This is a genomic window from Humibacillus xanthopallidus, from assembly GCF_006717145.1.
GTDB classification, from domain to species: Bacteria; Actinomycetota; Actinomycetes; order Actinomycetales; family Dermatophilaceae; genus Humibacillus; species Humibacillus xanthopallidus.
The window spans coordinates 2230653-2255824 of sequence record NZ_VFQF01000001.1 but is presented as its reverse complement, the minus strand read 5'-3'; the positions used below and the strand labels follow the sequence as shown (position 1 = coordinate 2255824).

The 25172-nt window shown below is 71.4% G+C and carries 20 protein-coding genes; 15 read left to right on the top strand and 5 right to left on the bottom strand.

All coding sequences use genetic code 11. From position 1 onward, the window contains the following. Positions 1–104: 104 nt before the first annotated feature. The 4 genes from FHX52_RS09895 (at position 105) to FHX52_RS09885 (ending at position 3522) form a co-directional block, all read left to right on the top strand. On the top strand, positions 105–1259 hold the full coding sequence (locus FHX52_RS09895) for a glycosyltransferase family 4 protein (RefSeq protein ID WP_185747174.1): 1155 nt from the start codon (positions 105–107) through the stop codon (positions 1257–1259). Between the two features lie 65 nt (positions 1260–1324). Continuing rightward, entirely contained in the window at positions 1325–2191 is an 867-nt protein-coding gene (locus FHX52_RS09890) for a bifunctional methylenetetrahydrofolate dehydrogenase/methenyltetrahydrofolate cyclohydrolase (RefSeq protein ID WP_141821729.1), read from the top strand. A gap of 9 nt (positions 2192–2200) precedes the next feature. Continuing rightward, positions 2201–2515: a DUF3017 domain-containing protein gene (locus tag FHX52_RS23830; protein ID WP_185747173.1), complete on the top strand. Its 315-nt coding sequence runs from the start codon at positions 2201–2203 to the stop codon at positions 2513–2515. Between the two features lie 17 nt (positions 2516–2532). Then, positions 2533–3522 carry a glycosyltransferase gene (locus FHX52_RS09885; RefSeq protein ID WP_185747172.1) on the top strand — a complete coding sequence of 330 codons (990 nt, stop codon included), beginning with the start codon at positions 2533–2535 and terminating at the stop codon, positions 3520–3522. A 463-nt stretch (positions 3523–3985) separates the two neighbouring features. Here FHX52_RS09885 and FHX52_RS09880 read toward each other — a convergent pair whose 3' ends face one another. The 5 genes from FHX52_RS09880 to aqpZ all read right to left on the bottom strand — a co-directional run bounded on the left by FHX52_RS09880 (position 3986) and on the right by aqpZ (position 9564). Beyond that, positions 3986–4975 (bottom strand): malate dehydrogenase, encoded by a 990-nt coding sequence (locus tag FHX52_RS09880; RefSeq protein ID WP_141821727.1) that lies wholly within the window; start codon positions 4973–4975, stop codon positions 3986–3988. A 484-nt stretch (positions 4976–5459) separates the two neighbouring features. Beyond that, on the bottom strand, positions 5460–6275 hold the full coding sequence (locus FHX52_RS09875; protein ID WP_141821726.1) for a hypothetical protein: 816 nt from the start codon (positions 6273–6275) through the stop codon (positions 5460–5462). Continuing rightward, positions 6272–6922 carry a SatD family protein gene (locus FHX52_RS09870; protein ID WP_246069775.1) on the bottom strand — a complete coding sequence of 217 codons (651 nt, stop codon included), beginning with the start codon at positions 6920–6922 and terminating at the stop codon, positions 6272–6274. The genes FHX52_RS09875 and FHX52_RS09870 overlap by 4 nt, the downstream gene beginning before the upstream one ends. A 43-nt stretch (positions 6923–6965) precedes the next feature. Continuing rightward, complete coding sequence (locus tag FHX52_RS09865; RefSeq protein ID WP_141821725.1) at positions 6966–8684, bottom strand: glycosyltransferase family 39 protein; 1719 nt, start codon at positions 8682–8684, stop codon at positions 6966–6968. Between the two features lie 64 nt (positions 8685–8748). After that, on the bottom strand, positions 8749–9564 hold the full coding sequence (aqpZ, locus tag FHX52_RS09860) for an aquaporin Z (RefSeq protein WP_141821724.1): 816 nt from the start codon (positions 9562–9564) through the stop codon (positions 8749–8751). A 206-nt stretch (positions 9565–9770) separates the two neighbouring features. On the opposite strand from aqpZ, the gene gmd reads away from it, so the two are divergent. The 11 genes from gmd (at position 9771) to FHX52_RS09805 (ending at position 25127) form a co-directional block, all read left to right on the top strand. Further along, positions 9771–10757: a GDP-mannose 4,6-dehydratase gene (gene gmd / locus FHX52_RS09855; RefSeq protein WP_141821723.1), complete on the top strand. Its 987-nt coding sequence runs from the start codon at positions 9771–9773 to the stop codon at positions 10755–10757. A gap of 4 nt (positions 10758–10761) precedes the next feature. Beyond that, a complete protein-coding gene (locus FHX52_RS09850) occupies positions 10762–11718 on the top strand; it encodes a GDP-mannose 4,6-dehydratase (protein ID WP_141821722.1) in 957 nt (318 codons plus the stop codon). A gap of 279 nt (positions 11719–11997) precedes the next feature. Beyond that, the gene (locus FHX52_RS09845) at positions 11998–13074 is read left to right on the top strand and encodes a sugar transferase (RefSeq protein WP_221630531.1); all 1077 of its coding nucleotides are present in this window, start codon (positions 11998–12000) and stop codon (positions 13072–13074) included. After that, positions 13074–13979, top strand: a complete 906-nt coding sequence (locus FHX52_RS09840) for a glycosyltransferase family 2 protein (RefSeq protein WP_141821721.1) — start codon at positions 13074–13076, stop codon at positions 13977–13979. Before FHX52_RS09845 ends, FHX52_RS09840 begins: the two co-directional genes overlap by 1 nt. 2 nt (positions 13980–13981) lie before the next feature. After that, entirely contained in the window at positions 13982–15508 is a 1527-nt protein-coding gene (locus FHX52_RS09835; protein WP_141821720.1) for a GumC family protein, read from the top strand. Between the two features lies 1 nt (position 15509). Further along, positions 15510–16943, top strand: coding sequence for an oligosaccharide flippase family protein (locus FHX52_RS09830; RefSeq protein ID WP_141821719.1), 1434 nt, complete (start codon positions 15510–15512; stop codon positions 16941–16943). Continuing rightward, positions 16940–17941, top strand: a complete 1002-nt coding sequence (locus FHX52_RS09825; RefSeq protein WP_141821718.1) for a glycosyltransferase family 2 protein — start codon at positions 16940–16942, stop codon at positions 17939–17941. The genes FHX52_RS09830 and FHX52_RS09825 overlap by 4 nt, the downstream gene beginning before the upstream one ends. Then, positions 17938–22281 (top strand): O-antigen ligase family protein, encoded by a 4344-nt coding sequence (locus FHX52_RS09820; protein ID WP_141821717.1) that lies wholly within the window; start codon positions 17938–17940, stop codon positions 22279–22281. Before FHX52_RS09825 ends, FHX52_RS09820 begins: the two co-directional genes overlap by 4 nt. 5 nt (positions 22282–22286) lie before the next feature. Beyond that, entirely contained in the window at positions 22287–23231 is a 945-nt protein-coding gene (locus FHX52_RS23825; RefSeq protein WP_185747171.1) for a glycosyltransferase family 2 protein, read from the top strand. Continuing rightward, complete coding sequence (locus tag FHX52_RS09810; protein ID WP_141821715.1) at positions 23224–24192, top strand: class I SAM-dependent methyltransferase; 969 nt, start codon at positions 23224–23226, stop codon at positions 24190–24192. The genes FHX52_RS23825 and FHX52_RS09810 overlap by 8 nt, the downstream gene beginning before the upstream one ends. After that, positions 24189–25127 carry an SDR family oxidoreductase gene (locus tag FHX52_RS09805; protein WP_141821714.1) on the top strand — a complete coding sequence of 313 codons (939 nt, stop codon included), beginning with the start codon at positions 24189–24191 and terminating at the stop codon, positions 25125–25127. The genes FHX52_RS09810 and FHX52_RS09805 overlap by 4 nt, the downstream gene beginning before the upstream one ends. Positions 25128–25172 lie beyond the last annotated feature (45 nt).

Sequence of the window (25172 nt, the reverse complement as noted above, 5' to 3'; positions counted from 1 at the left end):
ACAACGTGGCCCACAAGGCTGCGGAGTCTCGGGTCCAGGTCGTCTGAAAGAGGATCATGGAGGCTGCTGAGCACGTGTCCGAAATTGCGAGCACCGTTGTGCCCATGGTGAGTCCGATCGCGCAGATCGCCTACGTCTTCTCGGAGTACTCGCACCAGACCGGTAATGCGATGTCCACCAAGATCAATGCGCAAGCGCGCGCGCACGAGGCGATGGGCGGGCGCACCTATGTCGTGGTGAGCGATCGGCGCACCCATGACTACCCGGAAGGAACACTCGTCCCCTACGGCTCGACCCGCTCGACGAAGAAGGAATGGTTCACCGATACCGAGCGCGCTGTGGACGTCGTGCTCGGCAGAACCGTCGGGCGACGGCCATGCATTGCGCGATTCCACCGCGAGGCGCTGGCCGCCGTCCCCCCCGACACAGAGGCGCTCGTCCTCTACAACTACGCCGGCGCCATCACCCGACGGTTGACCCGGAGCTTCGACGGCAAGATCGTGCTCCACCTCGGCAACGAGGTCTTCCGCACCTGGCGGCCGCGAGAGATCCGGCAGGTCATCGAGCGCACCCATGTCACGGTCGCGGTGAGTGACTACCTCGCCGACTCGGTCGCGCAGCGTCTCGGATCGCGCCCCGACAACCTGCACGTGCTCCGCAACGGGGTCGACTCCGAGCGCTTCCGGCCCGCCAGCAGGTCTGCGGGAGAGCCCTGCACGATTCTCTTCGTCGGCAATGTCATGCCGCACAAGGGTGCTCACCACCTCGTTGCGGCTGCTCACGAGATCGCCAAGCGCACCAAGGACTTCCGCGTGCACATCGTCGGATCGGCCGGGCTCAGACCCTCGTGCGGGCTCTCGGCCTACGAGGTCGAGCTGAGGAGGGCGGCGGCGCCGCTCGGAGACCTCGTGCGCTTCACGCCCTTCGTCGAGCGGCGCTCCCTTCCGGCTGTCTATGCCGGAGCCGACCTCTTCTGCATGCCGGTCGAGTGGCAGGAACCGGCCGGTCAGGTCGTCACGGAGGCGATGGCCTCGGGACTGCCCGTGGTCGCGGCCCGGAGCGGCGGCATACCGGAGTACCTCGGCCCCGAGGGCGTCTATGTGGACCCGCACGACACCGCGGCGCTCGCTGACGCGCTCCACTCGCTCGTGGTGGACCCCGCGGAACGGCGGCGTCGCGGACAGGTCCTGCGCGCCCGCGCCGAGTCGTTCACGTGGGAGCGCAACGTCCAGCAGCTGATGCGTCTCGTCGCCGGCTGAGCGTCCGCAGGCCACGGGGCGGTGTCGGCGTCGAGCAAAGAGGAGGGGATGGCAGGATGTCACCCGTGACGGCACGCATCCTCGACGGCTCGGCCACCCTCAAGTCGATCAAGCACGAGCTCGCCGAGCGGGTCGCCCGCCTCGCCGAGCGCGGCGTCGTGCCGGGGCTCGGCACCGTCCTGGTCGGCGACGACCCGGGCAGCCACTGGTACGTCAACGCCAAGCACAAGGACTGCGCCGAGATCGGCATCACGAGCATCCGCCGTGACCTGCCGGCGACGGCCACCCAGGCCGAGGTGGAGGCCGTCATCGACGAGCTCAACGCCGACCCGGCCTGCACGGGCTTCCTCGTGCAGCAGCCCACCGGCCTCGACGAGATGGCGCTGCTCTCGCGGGTCGACCCCGAGAAGGACGTCGACGGGCTCCACCCGATGAACCTCGGGTGGCTGGCGCTCGGCAAGCACGCGCCGCTGCCCTGCACCCCGATGGGCTGTGTCGAGCTGCTGCGCCGCTTCGACGTGCCGATCGCGGGGGCCAAGGTGGTCGTCATCGGCCGCGGCCTCACCGTCGGTCGCCCCCTCGGCCTCATCCTCACGCGCAAGAGCGAGAACGCCACGGTCACTCTCTGCCACACCGGCACCCGTGACCTCGCGGCGGAGGTGATCCAGGCCGACATCGTCATCGCAGCCGCCGGCGTGCCGGGCATCGTCACTCGCGAGATGGTCAAGCCCGGTGCTGCCGTGCTCGATGTCGGGGTGAGCCGGGTCGACGGCAAGATCGCCGGCGACGTCGCTCCGGATGTCGCCGAGGTCGCCGGATGGGTCAGCCCCAACCCCGGCGGCGTCGGCCCGATGACGCGGGCGCTGCTGCTGACGAACATCGTCGAGGCCGCCGAGGCACACGTCGACGCCGACCCCGCCGGGCAGGGCTGAGCGCCGCCGATGCAGTGGCGCGGCAGCGGCTTCGTCGTCCTCTCGTGGTGGTGGCTCATCGCCGCCATCGTCGGGACCGGCGTCCTCGTCATCGCCTTCGCCGACCTGCGCTGGGGCGGCCGCATCATGGCCGCGGGCTTCCTGCTCGGCGCCCTCATTCGTCTCGTGGCCCGACCCGCTCGCAAGGCGGGTGGCCTCAACGTGCGCTCGCGCACCCTCGACGTCATCATCCTCGTGGCTTTCGGTGTCGGTCTGCTCATCGCGTCGGCGACCGTCAACCTCAACGACCCGGTCTCGCGGTCGTCGGCGACGGTCACCCGCTGACGGCGCGACGGCACACCGTGGCGAGCCCTGCAGACCCGGCACGATCGGGCTCCGCGCCCTTCGACCACTATCTGCTGACGCGCTTCAGCGCCGCCTTCACGCCCGGCGAGCCGGCGCAGGCGGAGTGGCTGCGCTACCGGCTGGGCTTCTTCGTCGACGCCTGCTGGTCGTCGGTGCTCGGCCAGCAGGGCGCCTCGGACTTCACCTGGCTCGTGCTCTTCGACGACCGGTGTCCCGACGACTTCCGAGCCGACGTCGAGTCGCTCGCGGCTGGAGCCTTCACGCCCATCTGGTCCCACGAGCCGTGGTCTCCGTCGATCTTCGCTCGAGCGATCGAGTCACGGCGCGTGGGTGCGGAGGGCTCGGAGGGTGCCGGGGGCACCGGAGGTGCCGTTGCCCCGTGGCTCCTGACCACCCGCCTCGACAGCGACGACGGCATCGCCCGCGACTTCATGGCCGCGGTGCAGCGCGAGTTCACCCCGACCGACGGCCTGTTCGTCGACTTCCCCCGCGGCATCCAGATCGACCGCAGCGGCAACACCTACCTCTACGACCAGTTGTCGAGCCCGTTCCTCACGCTCGTCGAGCAACGTCACGAGGGGCGTCAGCCGCAGACGGTGTATGCCGCCCGGCACGCCCGCGCCAGCGCGTGGGGTCCGGTGCGCGAGGTCAGCGCGCCACCGATGTGGGTCCAGGTCATCCACGGCAGCAACCTGCTCAACATGACGGTCGGGGCGCGTGTCTCGCCGCGAGTCGTCAACGAACGGTTCGAGCTCGCTCTGGTCTATGACCGGGACGTGCCACTGCCGAGTCTGTTGCGCCAGAAGGCGGTTCATCGCCTGAGGTTGATGGGCGTGTGGTGGCGGCACCCGGGCGAGGCGACGAAGTGGGCGGAGGCGAAGTTCTGGCGCCTGCGCGGCACGCACGTGCGCCCGCGGGGCAGTGGACTCAACCTCACCGAGTCCCTCAAGGCGAAGCTGGCCCGCCGCGGCTGGCGCCCCCGCTGACACCCCGCAGTCACCAGCAGTCACACACCCCCGATTCGAGGTGATACCGGCACCCACGTGGGGTCCAGGATCACCTCGAACCAACAGTCACAGGGCCCGCCTCACCCGGGATTCGAGGTGATGCCGGCACCGATGCGGGGTCCAGGATCACCTCGAACCAGCAGTCGCACACCCCCGATTCGAGGTGATGCCGGCACCGATGTGGGGTCCAGGATCACCTCGAACCAGCAGTCACACAACCCTGGATTCGAGGTGATGGCGCCACCGACGTGGGGTCCGAGATCACCTCGAACCGGCAGTCACGCACCCCCGATTCGAGGTGATGCCGGCACCCACGTGGGGTCCCGGATCACCTCGAACCGGGGGTGGGGGCGGGAGGAGGCGGACGGCATACCTGGGCGGTGGGGAAGGGGAAGGGCGCCGACCTGGTGGTCGGCGCCCTTCTCGGTCTGTCGCGTCAGGCTCAGATGAGGCCGAGCCCCTTGACGGCGTCGCGCTCCTCGACGAGCTCGGCAACCGAGGCGTCGATCTTGCCGCGCGAGAAGTCGTCGATCTCGAGGCCCTGGACGATGTCCCACTGGCCGTTGCTCACGGTGACGGGGAAGGAGGAGATGATGCCCTCCTGCACGCCGTACGAACCGTCGGAGCGGACCGCCATCGACACCCAGTCGTTGTCGGGCGTGCCCTGGACCCAGGTGCGCACGTGGTCGATGGTCGCCGACGCCGCGGAGGCAGCCGAGCTCGCGCCGCGGGCCTCGATGATGGCTGCGCCACGCTTGGCGACGGTCGGGATGAAGGTGCCGGCCAGCCAGTCCTGGTCGCCCACGGCCTCGGCGGCATTCTTGCCGGAGACCTCGGCGTGGAAGAGGTCGGGGTACTGCGTGGCCGAGTGGTTGCCCCAGATGGTCATCTTCTTGATCTCGCTGACCGGGACTCCGAGCTTGGCCGCGAGCTGGCTGATCGCGCGGTTGTGGTCGAGCCGGGTCAGGGCAGAGAAGCGCTCGGTCGGGATGTCGGGGGCGTTGCTCATCGCGATGAGGGCGTTGGTGTTGGCCGGGTTGCCGGTCACCGTGACGCGGATGTCGTCGGCCGCGACCTCGTTGAGGGCCTTGCCCTGCGGCGCGAAGATGCCGCCGTTGGCCTCGAGCAGGTCGCCGCGCTCCATGCCGGGACCGCGCGGGCGCGCGCCGACGAGCAGGGCGAGGTTGACGCCGTCGAAGACCGTGGACGCGTCGTCGCCGATCTCGACCTTCGCGAGGGTCGGGAACGCGCAGTCGTCCAGCTCCATGACGACGCCCTCGAGGGCCTTGAGCGCGGGCGTGATCTCGAGCAGCCGCAGCTCGACCGGGGTGTCGGGCCCGAGCAGGGCACCGCTCGCGATGCGGAAGAGGAGGCTGTAGCCGATCTGGCCGGCGGCGCCGGTGACGGCGACCTTGACGGGGGTTGTGCTCACGGGAAAGACCCTTCACGTCGGTGTGTCGCTGGACGCTCCGACGCTACCAGTGCGTGCGGGGCACACCGTCCGGGGGAGCGCGGACGCGGGTGCGGCTTTGGTCACGCCCCCGCCCGGCGCCGAGGCCGACGAAGTGCTCTTTCGATTGGGCCCGCCGTGCCTCGTCGACTGGGGGGCGGTCGGGCGTCGAGGGCTACGAAGTGCTCTCTCGATTGGGGCCGACGGAGTGCTCTCTCGATTGGGCCGTGCGTCGTCGACTGGGGGCGGTCCGGCGTCGAGACCGACGGAGTGCTCTTTCGATTGGGCCCGCCGTGCCTCGTCGACTGGGGGGCGGTCGGGCGTCGAGGGCTACGAAGTGCTCTCTCGATTGGGGCCGACGGAGTGCTCTCTCGATTGGGCCGTGCGTCGTCGACTGGGGGCGGTCCGGCGTCGAGACCGACGGAGTGCTCTTTCGATTGGGGCCGACGAAGTGCTCTTTCGATTGTCAGGCGGCGAGGGCGAGGGAGGCCAGGGCGATGAGCCAGCTGACGAAGCTGCCGACGAGGAAGTACTCGGTGACGTCGTCGATGCCGGCCGTTCCGCCGGTGTAGCCGCCCGCCGCGTTGTTGCGGGCGGCGGCTTGGATCTCGGGGAAGCGGAGCAGCCCCTTCGCGGCGATGACGATGCCGGCCGCGCCGAACTCGCCGACGAGGCCGAGACCGAGGATGACCAGTCGCTCCATGGGCCCGAGCAGCCGGCCCCCCTTGAGCCGGTCCGCCGGCTGACCGGGCTGACTGGACTGACCGGGCGGGACAGCCGGGACGGTCGGCGCCGCGGCAGCGACCATGTCGGGGCGCAGCGCACCGATGGCGAGCAGGACGAGGCGCACGATGACGTTGGCCGTGGCGATGTTGAAGGCGACGAGACCAGTGAGCACGAGCAGCCGAGCAGCGCTGGGCGTCGCGAGACCGGGCAGGTCGGCCCACGCGAGCCAGCTGGCGAGCGGCCCGCCGGGCGTGCTCGCCGCCCCCGAGAAGCCGATGAGCCCCGCGACGAGCACGGCGAACGTGCCGAGGGCCGCGAGCGCCCCGTGGCCGGTGCGCTGGGTGCGCCTCGAGAGCTCCATCCACGCGGCGGCGACCCCGAGCGCCAGCACGAGGGCGACGACGTCGGCCCACGCGTCGACGTCGGCGAGCACCGCCACGACGGCGACGACGACGGGCGTCGTGATGTGTGCGACGAGACGCGCGCGCGACCACGACGAGGAGCGCACGAGGTCGCCGACCCCGAGACCGATGAGCACGATCGACAGCCAGGTCACGGCAGCCCCCACAGCCGCTGCGTCGCCTCGAGCGCCACCCCGATGCCGTCGCGGCGCACCCGTTGCGATACCGCGGACGCGCTGAGGCCGAGCCGCTGGGCCAGCTCGTGCTGGGTGTGCCCGCTCATCAGTCCTCCGAAGATCTCGCGTGAGGTGCTCGACATCGACCCAACCATGAAGTCCAGACAGTCGAGGGCCGACTGCACCGCCGCTACGGTCGCGGGCTCGTCCTCCAGCCCGACGTATGCCGTCCGCGACGTGCGCGTCTGCGCCTTGCGGGCGCGCTCCTCCGCCGTCGTGATCGCGTCTCGGGCCGCCCAGTAGGCGGGGCCGTCGTGGATGCCCCGCTCCGGGTCGAGCGTCGTCACCGCGCCGCGGCCGAGCCCGAAGCGGACGTCGGTCCGGGGGTGCAGCGCCGCCCGGACGACGAAGCTGGCGTGCAGCGCCTGCCCGAGCGTGGCATAGACACCCTGGAACTCGTCTCCTACCGTGATGACGAGGGAGTCTTCGCTCTCGACCGTTCTGTTGGCCTCGGCGAGCGCATCGGACAGCTCGTCGTGAAGGGCCTGACGATCGGCTCGCGTGCGCGACCGCACGACGTCTCCGATGAGCGCCACAGGTGAAGCATTGTGCTTCAATTTGGCCATCTACAGATCATAGCTTCATTTGGTCAGGATGCATATGTGACCTTCACGTGGGGCAGTCGAGGTCGACGGGTCGGGCGACGAGGTCGAAGGTGCCTCCGAGCGGCGCCCACACGGAGGTTCGCGCGACGACGTCGCCGACGCTCATCGGCAGGACGCCCCGGGTGTGCGACACCATGACGCAGACGCGGGGGTGCGCGAAGACCCGGCTCACCCAGAAGGGGTGCCCGGGCAGTACGCGCGGGTGGGGGTCGATCGGCTGCTCCTGGTGGAAGCCGAACCACTCGAAGCCCGCGTCGATCGTCGCTGCGCTCCACCCGCGGGCCTCCAACTGCGTGCCGAGCCGCCACTTCGCTGCGTCGAACTGCACCGAGGTCACGACGAGCGAGAGGGCGACCAGCGCGATGAAGCCCGTCACGACACCCGATGCCCAGGCGGCGGCACGGCTCGGCCGGCGCTCCCCGTCGAGGCTCGGCTCGCGCTGCCAGGCCCAGAGCACGGCCGACGCCACCGCGGGGACGACCGGCACGAAGTAGCGGTCGAAGAACGGGCTCGTGGTGAAGATCGCGAGGGTCACGGTGAGCGCGACGTAGGCGGCGGCATACGTCAGCGTGAGGGTGACGGCAGCCGGGTGCCGCGGCGCGCGCTCGCCGGCACGGTGTCGCGCACGCACGCGGCCGATCGCGCTGGCGGCGAGCACCACCGCCATCACGGCGCTGAGCACGGCGACCGCCACGACGAGCGACCAGACCCACGGCGTGACGACGACGGGACGCACTCCCGCGACGGTGCCGGTGTAGGACCCGCGCATCCCGACGTAGTTGCCGAGGAAGACACCGTTCATCACCTGCGTGCCACCGAAGAACACGACGGCGCTCACGACCGTCACCCGCCGGTGCCGCGCGAGCAGGCGGCCCCGGCCGCGGAAGAGGACGTAGATCGTCGCAGGCGAGACGAGCAGTGCGAGGGTGTATGCCGCCCGGCCGGCCAGGTGCACGTCCGCGAGGTCAGGCAGGAGGCGGAGCCCGACGTTCGGGCCCGGGAAGGAGCTCGTTCGCCAGAGGTAGAGCGCAGCCGCGACGGCGAGCCACCCGATGCCGAGCGCCACGACGAACCAGCGGTCCGACCGTGATGTGACGGCATCCGTCTCGGGGTCGGCGGGCGAGGAGGTGCCCGGCCTGACCCGCCACCACGCCGCGGCGACGATGGCGGCTGCGGCAGCGGCGGCATACTCGCGCACGGTGAAGCCTGCGAAGGCGGCGACCAGGGCCGTGGCCAGCCACGGCCGGCTCACCCGTCGCTCACGCAGCGCGCGCGCCGCGAGCAGCAGGGCGAGCGACTGGAAGGCGAAGGTCGGCACGTCGGTCATGAAGGTCGGGGTGATCCCGGCATAGATCGGTCCGAGCGCGAGGGTGGCCACGGCGAGCAGGGCGAGCCCCGGCCGCAGGAAGCCGCGGACGAGCAGGTAGGTCCACCAGAGCGCGAGGACGCTGAGGACGGTGACGAGCAGCTGGAGCGCGAGCATCGACGGGCCGAAGAGCGCCATGAGGGGACGCGCGAGCGCGATGTGGCCGACGAGCATGGCGCGCGTGTACGGGTCGGGCGCGAAGCCGCCGTCCTGCCAGGTCGCGAAGGCGACACGGTAGTAGACCCAGTCGTCGTTGCGGGAGATGCCGAGGGCACCCGCCGCTGCGGCCAGTGCGACGACAGCGGCCGCCCAACCGGCGCAGACGGCCAGCGACCCGAACCCCTCCCGCCGTGTCACTGGTGCGGGCGGGCGCGCCGAAGGGGAGTCAGGCACAGCGGCCCGTGACGGAGTCAGGCACGGCTCAGCTGTCGAGCACCGGGTTGCCGGCGGCGTCGCGAGCCGCGTTGTCGACGTCGTCGGTGGAGCCTTCGATGTCCATGTCGCTGCGGTCCTCTCCCGTGATCCACGCGAACGTCACGCCGGCGATGAGTCCGCCGACGATCGGCGCGACCCAGAAGGCCCACAGCTGCAGGCCGGCGTCGTTGCCGTTGAAGAAGGCGACGGCCGTCGAGCGCGCCGGGTTGATCGACGCGTTGCTCACCGGGATGGCGACGAGGTGGGCGAGCATGAGGCCGAAGCCGATCGCGAGCGGGGCGAAGCCCTTGGGGGCGTCGTCCTTGGTCGAGCCGAGGATGATGTAGACGAAGAAGGCTGTCACGAGGGCCTCGACGACGAGGACGGCGCCGAGCCCGAAGCCGCCGGGGGAGTGCTCGCCGTAGCCGTTGGCCGCGAGGTTGCCGGTGACCGGCAGGCCACGGCTCTTGACGAGCCCGGCGAGGGCGCCACCGGCGAGCAGGCCGCCGACGACCTGGGCACCGACGTAGCCGGGCACGTCCTTCCAGTCGAAGCGGCGCGCGACGGCGATGCCGATCGTCACGGCGGGGTTGAAGTGCGCCCCGGAGACGTGGCCGACCGCGTAGGCCATCGTCGTCACGGAGAGACCGAAGGCGATGGCGACCCCGAGGTGGCCGATGCCGTAGTTGACGGGGCTGCTGTCCGAAAGGGCAGCGACGAGGAACTTGCCGTTGAAGATGGCCGATCCGCAGCCGATGAAGACGAGCCAGAAGGTGCCGAGCGCCTCGACGGCGAGGCGCGAGCGCAGCTTGGGGGTGTACATCGGGGGGTCCTCCAGCAAGACGGTGACGGGCTGGTGTGCGCGGACGGCGTCGGACCGCGGGCACTCCGGTGCTCGCAGCGTAATGGACCTCCGGGCGCCGATCGGCGACGCGGACCCGTGCCGATGCGGCCGATTTCTGCCGATTCTCCACGGCGACCCGTCCTCGTCGTCCACACTCGAACTCTCTCGAGGGAACGGGGTCCTTCATGCAGCGCGCGCTCATCACCGGCATCACCGGCCAGGACGGTCTCTACCTGGCAGAGAGCCTGCTCGCCAAGGGCTACGAGGTGCACGGTCTCATCCGTGGCCAGAGCAACCCGAAACGCCCGCTCGTCGAGCGGCTCGTGCCGGAGGTCCACCTCCACGCCGGCGACCTCACCGACCAGTCGAGCCTCATGCGCGTCATGGCGGCCGTCGACCCGCACGAGGTCTACAACCTCGGCGCGGTCTCCTTCGTCGCGTTTTCGTGGGAGAACGCGCGGGTCACGAGCGACGTCACCGGGCTCGGCGTGCTCAACATGCTCGAGGCGGTGCGGCTGCACTGCGGCGACGACCCGCGGCGCGTGCGCTTCTACCAGGCGTCGAGCTCGGAGATGTTCGGCAACGTCTACGAGGTGCCGCAGCGCGAGACGACGCTCCTGCGACCCCGCTCGCCGTACGCCGTGAGCAAGGCCTACGGGCACCACATGACGATCAACTACCGCGAGTCCTACGGCATGCACGCGTCGTCCGGCGTGCTCTTCAACCACGAATCTCCCCGTCGCGGAATCGAGTTCGTGACGCGCAAGGTGTCGCGTGCCGTGGCGCGGATCTCCATGGGGCGGCAGCAGACGATCGCCATGGGCAACCTCGACGCCCAGCGCGACTGGGGCTTCGCCGGCGACTACGTCGAGGCGATGTGGCTCATGCTCCAGCAGCCCGAGCCGGACGACTACGTCGTCGCGACCGGCGAGACGCACTCGGTGCGTGAGCTGCTCGACGCCGCCTTCGGCCACGTCGGCATCACCGACTGGCAGCCGCACGTCGTGCTCGACCCCGCCTTCTTGCGACCCGCCGAGGTCGACGTGCTCACCGGCGATGCCTCGAAGGCCCGGGCCGTGCTCGACTGGAAGCCCAAGGTCGCCTTCGGAGAGCTCGTCGCCATGATGGTCGAGGCGGATCTCGTTGCGGAGAAGGCCGATTCGCCATACTGAGCCCATGCCACGAGCGTTCATCACCGGAGTCGCGGGTCAGGACGGCAGCTACCTCGCCGACGACCTCGTCGCCTCCGGGTGGGAGGTGCACGGCCTCGTGCGCGCCGGGGACGACCTCAGCCACGTGTCGCCCCAGGTCGTCGTCCACACCGGCGACCTCACCGACGGGGCGGCCACCCGCGCGCTGGTGATGGAGCTCGCCCCCGAGCACATCTACAACCTCGCCGGGGTCAGCTCCGTCGCGCGATCCTGGGAGCAGCCGGTCGAGACCGCTCGGGCGAGCGGCGTCGCCGCCGTCGAGCTCATGTATGCCGCCCGCGACCTCCGCGACAGCAGTGGCCTCGACGTGCGGTTCGTCCAGGCCTCGAGCTCCGAGATCTTCGGTGAGCCGGCGGAGAGCCCGCAGACGGAGCGGACCCCGGTGCGGCCCACGAACCCCTACGGCGCGGCGAAGGCCTTCGCCCACCTGTCTGCCGCGGTGGTGCGGAGCCAGGGGCTGCACTGCTCGAGCGCCATCCTCTTCAACCACGAATCACCAAGGCGGCCAACGACTTTCGTCAGCCGCAAGATCTGCGCTGCGGTGGCCCGCATCGCCCGCGGGTCGTCCGAGATCCTCGAGCTGGGCAACCTCGACGCCCGCCGCGACTGGGGCTGGGCACCCGACCACGTGCGCGCCCTGCGTCTCATGGCCTCGGCCCCCACGGCGGCCGACGTCGTCGTGGCAACGGGCGTGGCCCACTCGGTGCGTGACCTCGTCGTGGCGGCCTTCGCCCACGTCGGGGTCGACGACTGGCAGGCGCACGTGCGGGTGGACGACGCGCTCGTCCGGGTCACGGATGCAGCGGCCGTCGTCGGCGACCCGTCCTTCGCCGAGGATCACCTCGGCTGGCGGGCCACCACCTCGTTCGAGGAGCTCGTGGTCCACATGGTGGACGGCGAGCTGGGGCTCATCGACGCCTGACCAGCGCGAACGTCACGCCGGCGATCACGAGCACGGAAATGACGATGAGCTCCATGTATCTCATGCTGCCCTGCGCACCCTTGGCAGGTAAAGGAATCGTAAGTTTCTGCATTCCACTCACGGGCTGGACCCGTGGGGACAATGATCAGGTTTGTATTCAGGCAGTCCGGCCATGTGCTGTCTCGGGGTAGTGCAAATGTGGGGTCTTCGCGGGGGGACACTTGCATGTCTGAAAGTGCGTTCGATTTCGACCAGGGGGCGGTGACACCCCCTCCGACGATGGCTGTGCGCAGCTGGGTCGTGGGCTTCCACGGCATCCTGCACGGCGACGATCTCGAGGCTGACGGTCGGCCGTCACTGTGCGACCTGGCGCTCGGCAACCGGTCGCTCGGCATCCAGCGGATGCGCGAGCTGACCTTCCTGCCGGGTGCGACGCCCGAGCGCGCCAACCCACGCTCGACCAACGGCCAGCGCCACCTCGGCGCCGTCCCGGCCACAGGCCCCACCGACGCCGCGCTCACCGACCGCGCGCTCACTGACGCCGGGCTCACCGACGCGGAGATCGCCGATGCCGCAGAAGCGGTCGAGCGCATCACCGGCCTCCAGCCCGCCGAGCCGCACCTCGCCCGCCGACCGACAGCCCTACCGCCGCGCCCCGCACCGTGGGACCCGGCGGAGCCGCTGCCCGACTACCTCGAGCGACGCCTCGGGACGGCTCGCTTCCTCTACCTGCCCAACCGGTCGAGGGCCTACCGCATCGCGAAACGCTCGCTCGACCTCGTCGGCGCCACCGTGCTGCTCCTGCTCGCCGCGCCGGTCATGCTCGCCATCGCGCTGCTCATCCGGCGCGACTCGCCGGGCCCAGCGGTCTTCCGCCAACAGCGGGTGACCCGCGGCGGGCGCGTCTTCACGTTCTACAAGTTCCGCACGATGTGGGTCGACGCCCGCGAGCGCTATCCCGAGCTCTACGACTACCAGCGCAGCGGCCCGTTCAGCGACGTGTTCTACAAGCTCGAGGACGACCCCCGCAACACGGGGGTGGGCCGCTGGTTGCGACGCACGACCCTCGACGAGCTGCCCAACCTCTTCAACGTCGTCCGGGGCGAGATGAGCCTCGTCGGCCCGCGACCCGAGCTGCCCGAGCTGCTCTCGCAGTACCGCGCCGAGGACCTCGCGCTCTTCTTCACCAAGGCCGGGCTCACGGGGCTCGCCCAGGTGTCCGGTCGCAGCCTGCTCACGGTCAAGGAGCGGATCACCCTCGATCTGCGCTACGTCGCCCAGCAGACCCTGCTCCTCGACCTGCGCATCATCGGCCGGACCGTCGGCACCGTGCTCCGCTCCAAGGGAGCCTTCTGATGCCGCCCGGCAAGGCAGCCGACCTCGACATCGTCATCGTCACCTACGAGAGCAGCCACCTCATCGGAGCCTGCCTCGACAGCATCGAGCAGGCACGGGGCGACCTCGACCTCACGGTGACCGTGGCCGACAACGCGAGCACCGACGGCACCGCGGCGCTCGTCCTCGCCCGCGGCGACGGCACGCACCTCGTCGAGATGGGACGCAACGCCGGCTTCTCCACGGCCAACAACCGCGCCATCGCGGGTGGCGAGGCCCGCCACGTCCTCGTGCTCAACCCCGACACCGTCGTCACCGCCGGCGCGCTCGAGACGCTCGTCTCCTTCGCCGACGCGCACCCCGGTGCCGGGGTCGTCGCACCGCGTCTGCTCAACGCCGACGGCTCGCCCCAGCTGACCGCGCGAGCCTTCCCGACACCGGCCGCCGCCGTCTTCGGCCGGCGCTCGCCGGTGACGCGGTGGTTCCCGCACAACCGGTGGTCGAGCCGCTTCCTCGTCGAGCGCGACCACACGGGCACCGAGCCCTTCACCGTCGACTGGGTCTCGGGCGCGGCGATGCTCGTGCCGCGCGCCGTCGTCGAGAGCGTCGGCGCCTTCGACGAGGGCTTCTTCCTCTTCTGGGAGGACGCCGACTGGTGCCGTCGCATCTCCGACGCCGGCCACGAGGTGTGGTGCGTGCCGACCGCCGTGGTCGTGCACGACGAAGGCGGCACGCGCGACCACGGGTGGACGCCGCGCACGATCCGCCACTTCCACACGGGCGCCTACCGCTACTGGACGAAGCACCACGCCCCCCAGCCGTGGAACCCCCTCCGCGTCGGGGCGGCCGGTCTCCTCGGGGCCCGGGCCGCAGCCCTCACCGTCTCCACCAGCCTCCACAGCCAGCTCGAGAGAACAGGTCGTTGACAATGCTCCGCAACTCCCAGATGTGGCAGCGCAACTGGCGCATCGTCACGGTTGCCGCCCTCGGTGCTGTGCTCGCCTTCGTCGGCTCCTTCCTCGTCGAGCCGACCTTCGAGGCCTCGACCCGCCTGCTCATCCACGGGCGTGACGCGACGTTCCTGTCGAGCACCGGCCAGGACCTCACCACCCAGCCCGGCGTCGTCGACTCGCAGCTCTCGCAGTCGCTCGCAGGCACGTATGCCGGCATCGCCACGAGCCGCAGCGTCGCCACCGCCGTCGTCGACGAGCTCCACCTCGACGCGCCCTCGCGCTCCGACGGGCTCGTCTCGACGCTCGCCAAGGGCTTCGCCTGGGCCTACCGCTGCGGCCGGGCCTTCGTCACCTCCGGCTACTGCGCCGACGTCGACCCCTACGAGAAGGCCGTCACCGAGGTGCAGGAGGGCACGGCGGTCCAGCCGCTCGCCACCAATGCCGGGGCCACGGCCGGGCAGGGCAGCTCCTACGTCCTCGAGATCACCTCGAGCGGGCACTCGCCGCAGGAGGCCAAGGAGGTCACCGACGCCGTGGCGGCCGAGCTCGTCGCGACGAGCCAGGCGCGCTACAGCGAGGACGCCCAGCGCTCGCTCAAGGCCCTCCAGGCCCAGCTCGCCGCCGCCGGCAAGGACGTCAGCGCCGCGTCGACGGCTCTCGCGACCTACCAGACCGAGAACGGCATCTCGGCGTCCGACGGCAAGCTCGCCCTCTCGGCCGAGACCTACGAGTCGCTCCGCTCCGACCTGCTCAAGGCGCAGGCCGAGGAGGCCGACCTGCGGGCCCAGCTCGTTTCGATCGCCTCCTCGCTCTCGACGATCCCGCGCAGCGCGCAGTCGAGACAGCGCATCATCACCGGCCGCTCGACGACGCAGCTCGACAGCAGCAACGCCAACACCGTCTACAACGACCTGCTCACCCAGCAGCGCACGACGCAGGCGAGCCTCGACGGCCAGGTGGCGAGGGTGCGCCAGCTGACCGAGGCGGTCGACGGGGCGGCGCCGATCTCCAACAACGCCAAGCTCGCCGGGATGACCGGCCTCGAGAGCCAGCTCGAGCTCGCCCAGAAGAACCAGGCCGACCTCGCCGCCTCGGTGCAGCAGGCCCGCACGTCGCAGGCGCAGGGCCCGGTCGGGCTGACGCGCATCGACACCGCGGCCGAGCCGCCCTACCCGAGCGAGCCCAAGCGCTACATCTACCTCGCCCTCGGCCTGCTCCTCGGTGCCCTCGCGGGCGCCGGCCTGACGATGTGGGCCAAGCGCCACGACCCCGACGCGGTCGACGTCGAGGACGGCGACCCCCTCGACCCGAGGGACCCCGGCGACGAGGCCCGCGACCCCGACCTCCTCGACGAGCTCGCCGGCTCCGGCGCCGGCCAGCCGGTCACCCAGTGGCCCGCGCCCGCCCGGGCCGAGGTCCTGACGGGCGCCGCGCCCTCCGGCAACGGCCACCACGCGCCGACGACCGCTCCCGAGCCGCGACAGGCCGACGGGACGACCTGACGTGACCACCCGCGCCGCCGGCCCCGTCGGGTCCGGCTCCGTCACCCTCAGCGCTGCCTCGCAGCTGGGGGCCAAGGTCGTGCACCTGCTGCTCAACGCGGTGTCGACCCTGGCGGTGCTGCGCTACCTCGCGCCCGACGCCTACGGCACCTACGTCCTCGTCCTCACGATCACGACGCTCGTCGGGGTCGTCGCCGACTTCGGCCTGCCGAAGCTCGCGGTGCGCGAGATGCTGCGCCCCGGCCAGGTGGAGGGCGACGTCGTCGGCACGGTCATCGTCGTGCGCCTGGGGCTGGCCGTCCTCGGGGTCCTCGGTGTCCAGGTGGCGCTGTCGCTCTTCCACCAGTCGCCGCAGGCGCACCTTGCCGGCCTCATCGCCTCGCTCGGCATCCTCGTCGAGGCGGTGCTCGGCATCGTCGTCACGATCTTCCACACCCGCTTCGTCCAGCAGTACGAAGCCGGCATCCGGGTCGTCGCCGAGGCCATCGAGACGACGCTCGTGCTCGTGCTCATCGCACGCGGCGCCAGCCTGCCGATGCTCTTCGTCCCGCCGCTCGTCGGCCTCCTCGTCGGCACGGTGCTCGCGGTCGCGCTCGCCTCACGTCGCTTCGGCCTGCAGCCCCGCTTCCACGCACCGCTCGTGCGCGGCCTCGTGCGCGAGGCGCTGCCGCTCGGGCCGGCCCTCATGATCGGCGTGCTCTACCTCAAGCTCGACTCCTTCGTCGTCGCGGCGCTGCGCCCGAGCAGCGACCTCGGCCTCTACGGCGCCGCCTACCAGCCCATCGAGTACCTCTTCCTCGGCAGCGCCGTCTTCATCAACGTGCTCTACCCGCTCGCAACCTCGGCGTGGGCCGCCCCCGGTCGCGACCGCTTCCTCGAGATCTACCGCCGGGGCACCGAGCTGCTCGTCGTCCTCATGCTCGTCGTGCCGGTCGTCGTCCTCGTCGTGGCCGACGACCTCGTCCACCTCGCCTTCGGTCCGGCGTATGCCGCCTCGGCCCTGCCGCTGCAGGTGCTCGGTGTCGCTGTGGTGCTGATGACCGTCAACGCCTGGCAGTCGCTCGTCCTGCTCGCGGGGGGCCACCAGCGAGTCACCTTGCGCTACAACCTCGCTGCGCTCGCGGTCAGTCTCGTGCTGTGCCTCGTGCTCGTGCGCGCCGTCGGGCTCGTCGGGGCAGCGCTGGCGGCTGTCGCCACGGGCGTCTTCGTCCTCTGGGCCTCGACTCGGGCGGTGCGGCGCCACATGGGCGCGACGCTCGACGTCGCGGTGCTCGCCCGGGTCGTCGCCGTCGCCGTCGCGGCGACAGTGACGCTCTGGGCCCTCGACCGGATCGGCGTGCCGTGGCCCCTGGCCACGATCGCCGGCCTCGCGGCATACGGGATCGGGCTGCTGAAGCTCGGCGTGCTGCGGTCGCTCAAGGAGGCACTGACATGACGACCGACGTGAGCGCGACGCCCTTCGTGTCGGTGATCTTCCCGACCTACAACCGTCGTGACGTCGTGCAGCGCACGATCGAGCACCTCCTCGCGCAGGACTACCCGCACGACCGCTTCGAGATCATCGTGGCCGACAACTCGAGCGACTCGACGCCCGACATGGTGCTCGAGCTCGCGGCGAGCTCAGACGTGCGGATTATCCTTCAGGCCAGCACCGAGCGGCTTCCCGCGGTCAAGCGCAACCTCGCGCTCCGTGAGGCCCGTGGCGACATCGCCGTCTTCATGAACGACGACGTCTGGGTGACAACGGACTTCATCTCCCGACACGTGGCCGCCCATGCAGCACAGGCAGATCCGGTCGCAGTGCTCGGTCTCGTCGAGCAGTCCGGCCAGATGCCGCAGACGGCGTTCACGCAGTGGTACCAGCCCTTCGCCTATGCCGAGATCGCCGACCGCGCAGGGGCCGACGTGTCCTACCGCTACCACTGGTCGATGAACCTCAGCCTCCCGCGCCAGGTGATGCTCGACCGCAACCTCGTCTTCCACGAGGACTGGGCCGAGATCGGCCACGAGGACATCGAGCTCGGCTACCGCTGGACCCGCGCGGGCTACCGCGTCGTCTTCGAGCCGCGCGCGCGGGGCGAGCACTACCACCCGCACGACCTCGCGAGCGCGTGCCGGCTCCAGGCGTCGATCGGGCGCGGCCTGCGCGACCTCGAGGTGCTCATCCCCGAGCCCGACCTGCTCGAGCGCTACGGCGTCCTCAGCCGGCGGGCGTCGTGGCGCGGCCGCCTGCGGATGGGAGTGCGCACGGCCCTGTTCAACCGCTTCACCGTGCCGCTGCTGCAGCCGCGCCTCGAGCGGGTCGACCGGCGGGCCCGCCTCGCCGAGTGGAGCTACTGGAAGGTCATGCTCCACCACACACAGCACGCCTACCGGACGACGCCGCCACGCCGGCCCGTCCCCACGACGACCACCCCGGGGGCGCGCGCATGACCCTGCCTCCCCCTCCCCGTCCCCGGGGCGGTCCTGCGTCGGTCGTCGGCGTGGGCCTGCTCGTGGCCCTCGTCGCGCTCGTGCTCGCCCAGCTGGGCATGACGGCGCTGTATGCCGTCCTCGGCGTCATCGTCGTCGGTGTCGTCGTGCGGCTGCTCCGTGACGACCTCCGCGGGCCGGTGACCGAGCGGCTCGGACGGGTCTGGTCGGGCCAGGGCTCCCCGGGGCGGGCGCCCGCCAGCCGGCGTGACGCGCGAGCGGCGAGCGCCTCGGCGAAGGCCGTGTCGGGTGTCTCGGGCGTCGCCGTCGCGGCACTCGCCGCGGCGGGCTCGGCGGGGCTGGCGTGGGTCGTCGCGACCCAGGGCGGCAAGGCCATCGCCGCCGTCGTCGCGCTGCTCGTCCTCGGTCTCGCCGCCCTCGTCCTGTGGCCCCTCGTCGTCGAGCTCGCCCACGGGCGAGCGCCGGAAAGTGGGCACTCGACAACAGGGGACCCCACCTCCCAGTCGAGTGCTCAGTTCTCGACACCCCCTTCCCCGTCGAGTGCTCAGTTCCCGACACCCAGAACCTCGTCGGGGGCGCCGGAAAGTGGGCACTCGACTTCGAGGGGTGGCTCCTCACGCGGCGCGGGTCTCGTGGCGACGCTCCTCGTCGCAGCCGCGGGGGCGGGGGTCGCGTGGATCCTCGCCACCCTCGGCACGAAGGGCCTCGCCGCCGCGGCCGGAGCCGTGCTCGTCATCGCCCTGCTCGTGCTCGTGCGCGACAAGACGGTCTTTGTCACCTTCGTCGCCGTGTGCTCGCTGACCTTCGTCCTGCACAAGTCGTTCGGCCCGCAGGACCTCGAGCAGTCGGGTGGCGCGATCTCCGTCTACGTCACGACGTTCGACGTGCTGCTGCTGCTCCTCTACGGGCTGTGGGCCCGCGAGGGCACCCTCGTCTCCGACGTGCGCACCGCGTTCCGCACGCCGATCATCTGGTTCCCGCTCGTCGGGGTGGTGCTCCTGCTGCCCAGCCTGCTCTCCGCGCCGAGCATCGGCCACGCCGCCGCCGAGCTCGTGCGGATGGGCTGGATGTATCTGCTCTTCGTCTACGTCGCCGTGCGCGTGCGCACCGTCCGCCACCTCTGGGCGGCGCTCGGCGGGCTCGTCGTCTTCGTCGCCGTCGAGCTCGTCGTCGTCATGCTCCAGTGGCGCACGGGCGGCGTGCTCGGCCTGTCGTTCCTCGGTGTGCCGCAGACGCTGGGGGAGCGCACGACCGACGCCCAGGCCATCGGCCGCCCGTTCGGCACGATCATCCACCCGGTCTTCATGGCCGCCGCGCTCGGCGCCGTCGCGATGGTGGCGCTCGCCTTCGCCATCCACCGACGCCGCTCGCTCATCCGCGTCACGGCCGGCGCCGCCTACCTCGCGTGTCTCGCCTGCATGTGGGTGTCGCAGACCCGCGCCTCCTTCGTCGCGGTGCTCGCCGTGTCGGCCGTGCTCGTCATCCACGGCATCCGCGTCGGCGCGATCCCGTGGAGTGCAGTGCGCGCCGGGGCGCTCATCGCGGTCGCCGGGGTCGTCGTCGCCTTCCCGGTCATCAGCAGGAAGCTCTCCGACAACTTCGGCACCGGTCACTTCTGGACCGAGGTCGACTCGCGCCTGCAGATGAACGACATCGCCGGCCAGATGATCGCCGACCACCCGGTGCTCGGGGTCGGCCTCAACAACTACGAGCTCGTCCTGCCGCGCTACGAGCAGGGGCCGGTCATCTTCTTCGGTCACCCCGTGCACAACCTCTATCTCCTCACCCTCGCCGAGGCGGGCATCGTCGGTCTCATCGGGCTCGTGCTCGTCGGCGTCGCGAACTACGACATCGCCATCCGCCTGGGCCGCAGCGCCGACCCGCTGCTGCGCCCCCTCGGCATCGGGGTCGCCGCCGCGATGGCCTTCCTCATGGTCGAGGAGCTGCTCGGCTTCTCGCTGCGACAGGACATCCCGCTCGCGCTCTACTGGCTGCTGGCCGGGCTCGCGGTCGCCGGCACCCGCCTGTCCGGCGCGGAGTGGCCGGCCCTCGGGAGGTCACGCACGCGCCCGGGCGGCCACCCGGCATACGGCAAGCAGCCAGGCGACAGCAGCGGTATGCCGCCGCGGCCGTCCCAGCCCACCGTGAGCCCCAGCCGTCCCCGCCCGAGCGGTTCACGCGCGACAGGTCCACGCCGTGGTGCATCGGTCGTGTCCCGCGCGTTGCTGGCCCTGCCCCTCGCCGGGCTCCTCGTCGCCGGGCTCCTGACCGCCCAGCCCAGCGGCGACGGGGCGACGGCAGGCACCGCCACCCCGGCGATGGGGACCGTCGCGGCCACCCCACCGGGGCTCATCTTCTCCGCCCTCGAGCGCGCCACGGGCGTGCAGGGCATCTTCACGGCGAACCTCGACGGCACGGGCATCAAGCGCATCACGCCGGCCGACGGCAAGGCCTACAACTGGCCGCGCTGGGCGTTCGGCAACACGAAGATCGTCTTCACCGTGCGCACCGGCCCGCCCGGCTCTCCCGAGTCGATCGCGCTGATGAACCCCGACGGCTCGGGGGCGCGCGTCCTCCAGTCGTTCGAGTACCGCGTGGGCCAGCCGATCGTCGAGCCGAACGGGCGCTACGTCCTCTTCACCGCGCAGGCGCCGTGGTTCCCGCAGGTGGCGACCTTCCGCCTCGACCTCGTGACGGGCGAGAGCCGCAACGTCTCGGCCGTGTCGGTGCCGGTCGGCGGCTTCGACTCGGACCCCTACCTCGCGTCGGGCTCGGTCATCACCTTCATCTGGACCGAGGGCAAGAACAAGGCGTCGGTGACGCAGATGCGCACCGACGGCACCGATCGGCGTCGCATCACGAACGACCGCTGGTTCAACACCGACCCGGGCGTCTCGGCCGACGGGCGGCAGGTCGTCATCGCGTCCTACCGCGGCTCCGGCAACCCGTCGAGCGGCGGCAAGGTCGACTTCACCGACGTCAAGCCGGGCAACTGGAAGGTCGTCACGCGCCCGACCGCCGGCGGCCCGGAGACGGTCCGCACCCAGGGCAAGGACTGCACGACGCGCACCCCGCTCGACCCGTGCACGCCGGAGGAGATGTCGGGCTTCGTGCCGCGCTTCAGCCCCGACGGCCGCTCGGTCACCTTCGTCGGCGCGACGGACGTCGCCCACACGTGCATCTGCCGGGTGGCTCTCGACGGGTCGTCCTCGGCAGCCATCATCTCGAGCAGCGACCTCGCGATCGACTGGTACGACTGGCCGCAGCGTCCTGGCCCGAGCACCGACACGTCACGCATCGGCACGAAGGTGCGCGACTCGCGGCTGCTTCTCGTGACCGCTCGCCCCGACGGCACCCGCTACCTCGTCGGCGCGACCCCTGACCTCATGCACCAGCTCGAGATCCCCCTGCCCGCGGGCCTGCAGCCGCTCGAGGCGCGCTGGGGGCCGGACCGCTCGACCATCGTCTTCACCGCCGAGGTGCCGGTCGGCAAGGCGAAGGCGCCGCATCCGTCGGCACCTCGCGGTCAGACCCGTCGAGCGCACGTAACCTTCGACGACATCGATGCCGTGGCGACGACCCAGCGCCTCGCGCGGCTAGCGGCGCTGCCCGGCGACGAGGCGCGCCAGCAGGTCTTCATCCGCAGGCCGGACGGCACGGTGCGCCAGCTGACCGACGCGTGGACCGAGGACTGGCGCGACGGGCTCGCCCCCGGCGACGTGCGCGGCAGCTCGCAGCCCGTCATGACCCCGGACGGGCGCGCCGTCATCGTGCGCAACACCTCGACGCTGACGGGCGAGTCGTTCCTCCTGCGCCTCGACCTGCGCACCGGAGCGGTGCTCAACCTCACCAACGGCACCGCCGGCGCCGTGCCGACCGACGACGCCGAGCCCGCCCTGTCGGCCGACGGCCGCCGCATCGCCTTCACCTGGACCGAGGGCAGCCTCCGATCGGTGCACGCCATGGACGCCCGCACCGGCGACACGGTGACCGACCTCGTGAGCGGCGCGACGCCGGCCGGTATGCCGCACTGGTCGCCGGACGGTCGCTCGCTCACCTGGGTGAGCGGTGGCGACGGCTCCGGCGGCACCGTCGTGCGGGCACCGTTGGGCAGCAAGGGGACCGGCAGGGTCACGGTGCTCAGCCGGGGCATCGACCGCGGCTGGAGCCCGCTCGTGGCCCCCGAGGCCGACCGCGTGCTTTTCCTCGCCCGCACCGGCAACACGCTCGGGGTGTATGCCGCCGAGCCGGGTCCCAGCGGCACGTGGTCGTCGGCGCAGCGTCCTCGCGTGCTCCAGCCCGACCCGCTGCGCAACGTCTTCGGACTGGACTGGAGGTGAGCGCCGTGGGGGAGCGGGTCCCGGACCTCGCGACGATCGTCGTCAACTGGAACACCGTCGACCTGCTCGACGAGTGCCTCGCGAGCATCGAGGCCGCGACACCCGAGGGTTGGCGCAACGACGTCGTCGTCGTCGACAACGCCTCGAGCGACGGATCGGTCGAGCACCTCCGGGAGCACTGGCCGCACGTGCGGGTCATCGCCAACACCGACAACGTCGGCTTCTGCCGCGCCAACAACCAGGCGATCGCGACGACGGACGCGCGGCTGCTGCTCCTGGTCAACACCGACGCCCGGCTCGCGCCCGACGGCATCGCGGCCCTCGCCTACCACCTCGATGCCGACGAGCGGGTCGGGGTCGTCGGGCCGCGCCTGGTCTACGGCGACGGCAGCTGGCAGCGGTGGACCGCCGGCCGGCTGCCCCGGCTCTCGTCGATGGCGACCTACCTCTGCGGGCTCGACCGGGCCGCGCCGGGGCGCTTCGGCCGCACCGGGCTCTACCTCGGCGACGACGCAACCGAGGCCTTCCGGCCCGAGTGGGTCTCGAGCGCCGTCATGCTCCTGCGCCGTGATGCGGCCCTCGAGGTCGGGGCCTTCGACGACGCGATCTTCGTCTACATGGACGACGTCGACCTCTGCCAACGGCTCGGCGCCCGTGGCTGGCACGTCGTCTATGCCGCCGACACGACGGCGACCCACTTCATGGGCGCCTCGACGAAGAAGGTCACCGGGCGGGCCTCGCCCGAGGCGCTCCGCTCGCTCAACCGGTGGTACGTCCGCCACCACGGCCGGGCCGCCGGCCACCGGCTGCGGGCGCTCGAGGCCGTCGGCTTCGGCACCCGCGCCGGGGTGCTCGCCGCCGCCTCGCTCGCCGGCCGCCCCGGTGCGCGCGACCGGCTCACCGCCACCACGACTCACCTACGACTCGCCCTGGAGGGGATCGATGCCTGACCACGACGCGCACGCGCACCATGACCACGGGGCCGGCCATCACGACCACGGCCACGACCACGGAGCTGGGCCGCTGACGCTCGAGCAGCGGCACGCCCACGAGGCCGAGACCTACGACCGGATGGCCGAGGAGATCCGCTCCACGTGGACCGACCCCGACTACGTCGTGTCGCCCGACCAGATCCCCTTCGCCAACCGCGAGCACGTCGAGTTCCTCACCGACGCCATCGGCCGCCTCGGGCCACTCGCCGGCAAGCGCATCCTCGAGGTGGGCGCGGGCGGCGGCTCGCTCGCGGTGTGGCTCGCCCACCAGGGGGCCGAGGTCGTCGGCATCGACGTCTCGCCCGGCATCCTCGATGTGGCCCGCCGGCGCGCCGAGGCGAGCGGCGTCGCCGACCGCACCACCTTCGTATGCCGTCCGATCGAGCACTTCGTCCCCGCTGAGGAGGGGCTCGGCGACCTCCGCTTCGACGGCATCATCGGCAACAATGTCGTGCACCACTTCGAGCGCGACCTCGCCCTGCACCGCATCGGCGAGCTGCTCGCCCCGGGCGCGAGCGCCGTCTTCTGCGAGCCGATCCTCCTGCTGCCCGAGTGGGTGCGCAGCGTGCGCAACTCCGAGGTCGTCACGAAGCGCTTCCCGATGCACACCCACAGCCCCGACGAGCGCTCGCTCGGCACCGAGGACTTCGACATCATGCGGCGCCACTTCGAGGTCGTCGAGTGGACGCCCTACCAGGTGCTCTGCCGGCTGCAGAACTTCGTCGAGCTCTCCGACCCAGCCTGGCACCGCCTCGAGCGGTGGGACCGCGCCATCCTCGCCCACGTCCCCGGCGCCCGCCGCATCTCGCGGATGGCGGTCATCACCCTGTCCGGCCCCCTGTCAGCCCCAGCTCCAGGCCCCGTGTCCAGCCCCCTGTCCAGCCCCGTGTCCCGTCCCAAGGAAGGCAGCACCTCATGAGGATCCTCGCGACCGGCTCGGCCGGCATGCTCGGCAGCGCCCTCGTCCCCGCCCTGATGCGGGCCGGGCACGGCGTCGTCGCCACCGACATCAACCTCACCGACTCCCACCCGTGGGGCCCGACCGGCCCTGCCCTCGGCCACCTCGACGTGCGCGACCGCGACCAGGTGCGCCACACGATGGCGGCGGTGCAGCCCGACATCGTGCTGCACCTCGCGGCCGAGACCTCGCTCGAGCTCAGTGACGCCGACCCCGACCACGCCTACCTCACCAACACCGTCGCGACGAAGTACGTTGCGCAGCAAGCGCGCTCGGCCGGCATCCCGATCGTCTACATCAGCACCGCCGGCGTCTTCGACGGCCAGAAGGCCACTGCCTACACGGAGTTCGACCGGCCCAACCCGATCAACACCTACGGCGCGTCGAAGTACGAGGGTGAGCTGCTCGTCGCCGCGACGGTGCCGCAGCACTTCATCATCCGCGCCGGGTGGATGGTCGGCGGCGGGCGGATGAAGGACCACAAGTTCGTCTCGCGCATCGTCGACCAGGTGCGTGACGGCGCCGACACGATCTATGCGGTCACCGACAAGCTCGGCACCCCGACCTACGCGCCCGACTTCTCGAACTGCCTTCTCGGGCTGCTCGACTCGAAGGTCTACGGCACCTACCACATGGCGTGCGGGGGAGAGGGCAGCCGCTACGACGTCGCCGCCCACCTGCTCGACGTGCTCGGCCGCAGCGACATCGAGCTCGTGCCGGTCACCTCGGAGCACTTCGCCGAGGAGTTCCCGTCGCCGCGCCCGCCGTCGGAGATCATGCGCAACCTCGTGCTCGACCTCCAGGGGATGAACACGATGCGCCCGTGGCGCGTCGCGCTCGCCGAGTACCTCCAGGTCGAGTTCCCCGACCTCGTCCGGGCCAGCCGCGTCGCCTGACGCGGCGAACGGCCCGACCACCCCTCGCCCCTCGCCCTCGCTCGT

Coding starts and splice junctions, on each gene's coding strand:
- FHX52_RS09895 (WP_185747174.1), top strand. CDS start 105: ATGGTGAGTCCGATCGCGCAGATCGCCTACGTCTTCTCGGAGTACTCG.
- FHX52_RS23830 (WP_185747173.1), top strand. CDS start 2,201: ATGCAGTGGCGCGGCAGCGGCTTCGTCGTCCTCTCGTGGTGGTGGCTC.
- FHX52_RS09870 (WP_246069775.1), bottom strand. CDS start 6,922: ATGGCCAAATTGAAGCACAATGCTTCACCTGTGGCGCTCATCGGAGAC.
- aqpZ (WP_141821724.1), bottom strand. CDS start 9,564: ATGTACACCCCCAAGCTGCGCTCGCGCCTCGCCGTCGAGGCGCTCGGC.
- gmd (WP_141821723.1), top strand. CDS start 9,771: ATGCAGCGCGCGCTCATCACCGGCATCACCGGCCAGGACGGTCTCTAC.
- FHX52_RS09850 (WP_141821722.1), top strand. CDS start 10,762: ATGCCACGAGCGTTCATCACCGGAGTCGCGGGTCAGGACGGCAGCTAC.
- FHX52_RS09845 (WP_221630531.1), top strand. CDS start 11,998: ATGGCTGTGCGCAGCTGGGTCGTGGGCTTCCACGGCATCCTGCACGGC.
- FHX52_RS09840 (WP_141821721.1), top strand. CDS start 13,074: ATGCCGCCCGGCAAGGCAGCCGACCTCGACATCGTCATCGTCACCTAC.
- FHX52_RS09835 (WP_141821720.1), top strand. CDS start 13,982: ATGCTCCGCAACTCCCAGATGTGGCAGCGCAACTGGCGCATCGTCACG.
- FHX52_RS09825 (WP_141821718.1), top strand. CDS start 16,940: ATGACGACCGACGTGAGCGCGACGCCCTTCGTGTCGGTGATCTTCCCG.
- FHX52_RS09820 (WP_141821717.1), top strand. CDS start 17,938: ATGACCCTGCCTCCCCCTCCCCGTCCCCGGGGCGGTCCTGCGTCGGTC.
- FHX52_RS09810 (WP_141821715.1), top strand. CDS start 23,224: ATGCCTGACCACGACGCGCACGCGCACCATGACCACGGGGCCGGCCAT.
- FHX52_RS09805 (WP_141821714.1), top strand. CDS start 24,189: ATGAGGATCCTCGCGACCGGCTCGGCCGGCATGCTCGGCAGCGCCCTC.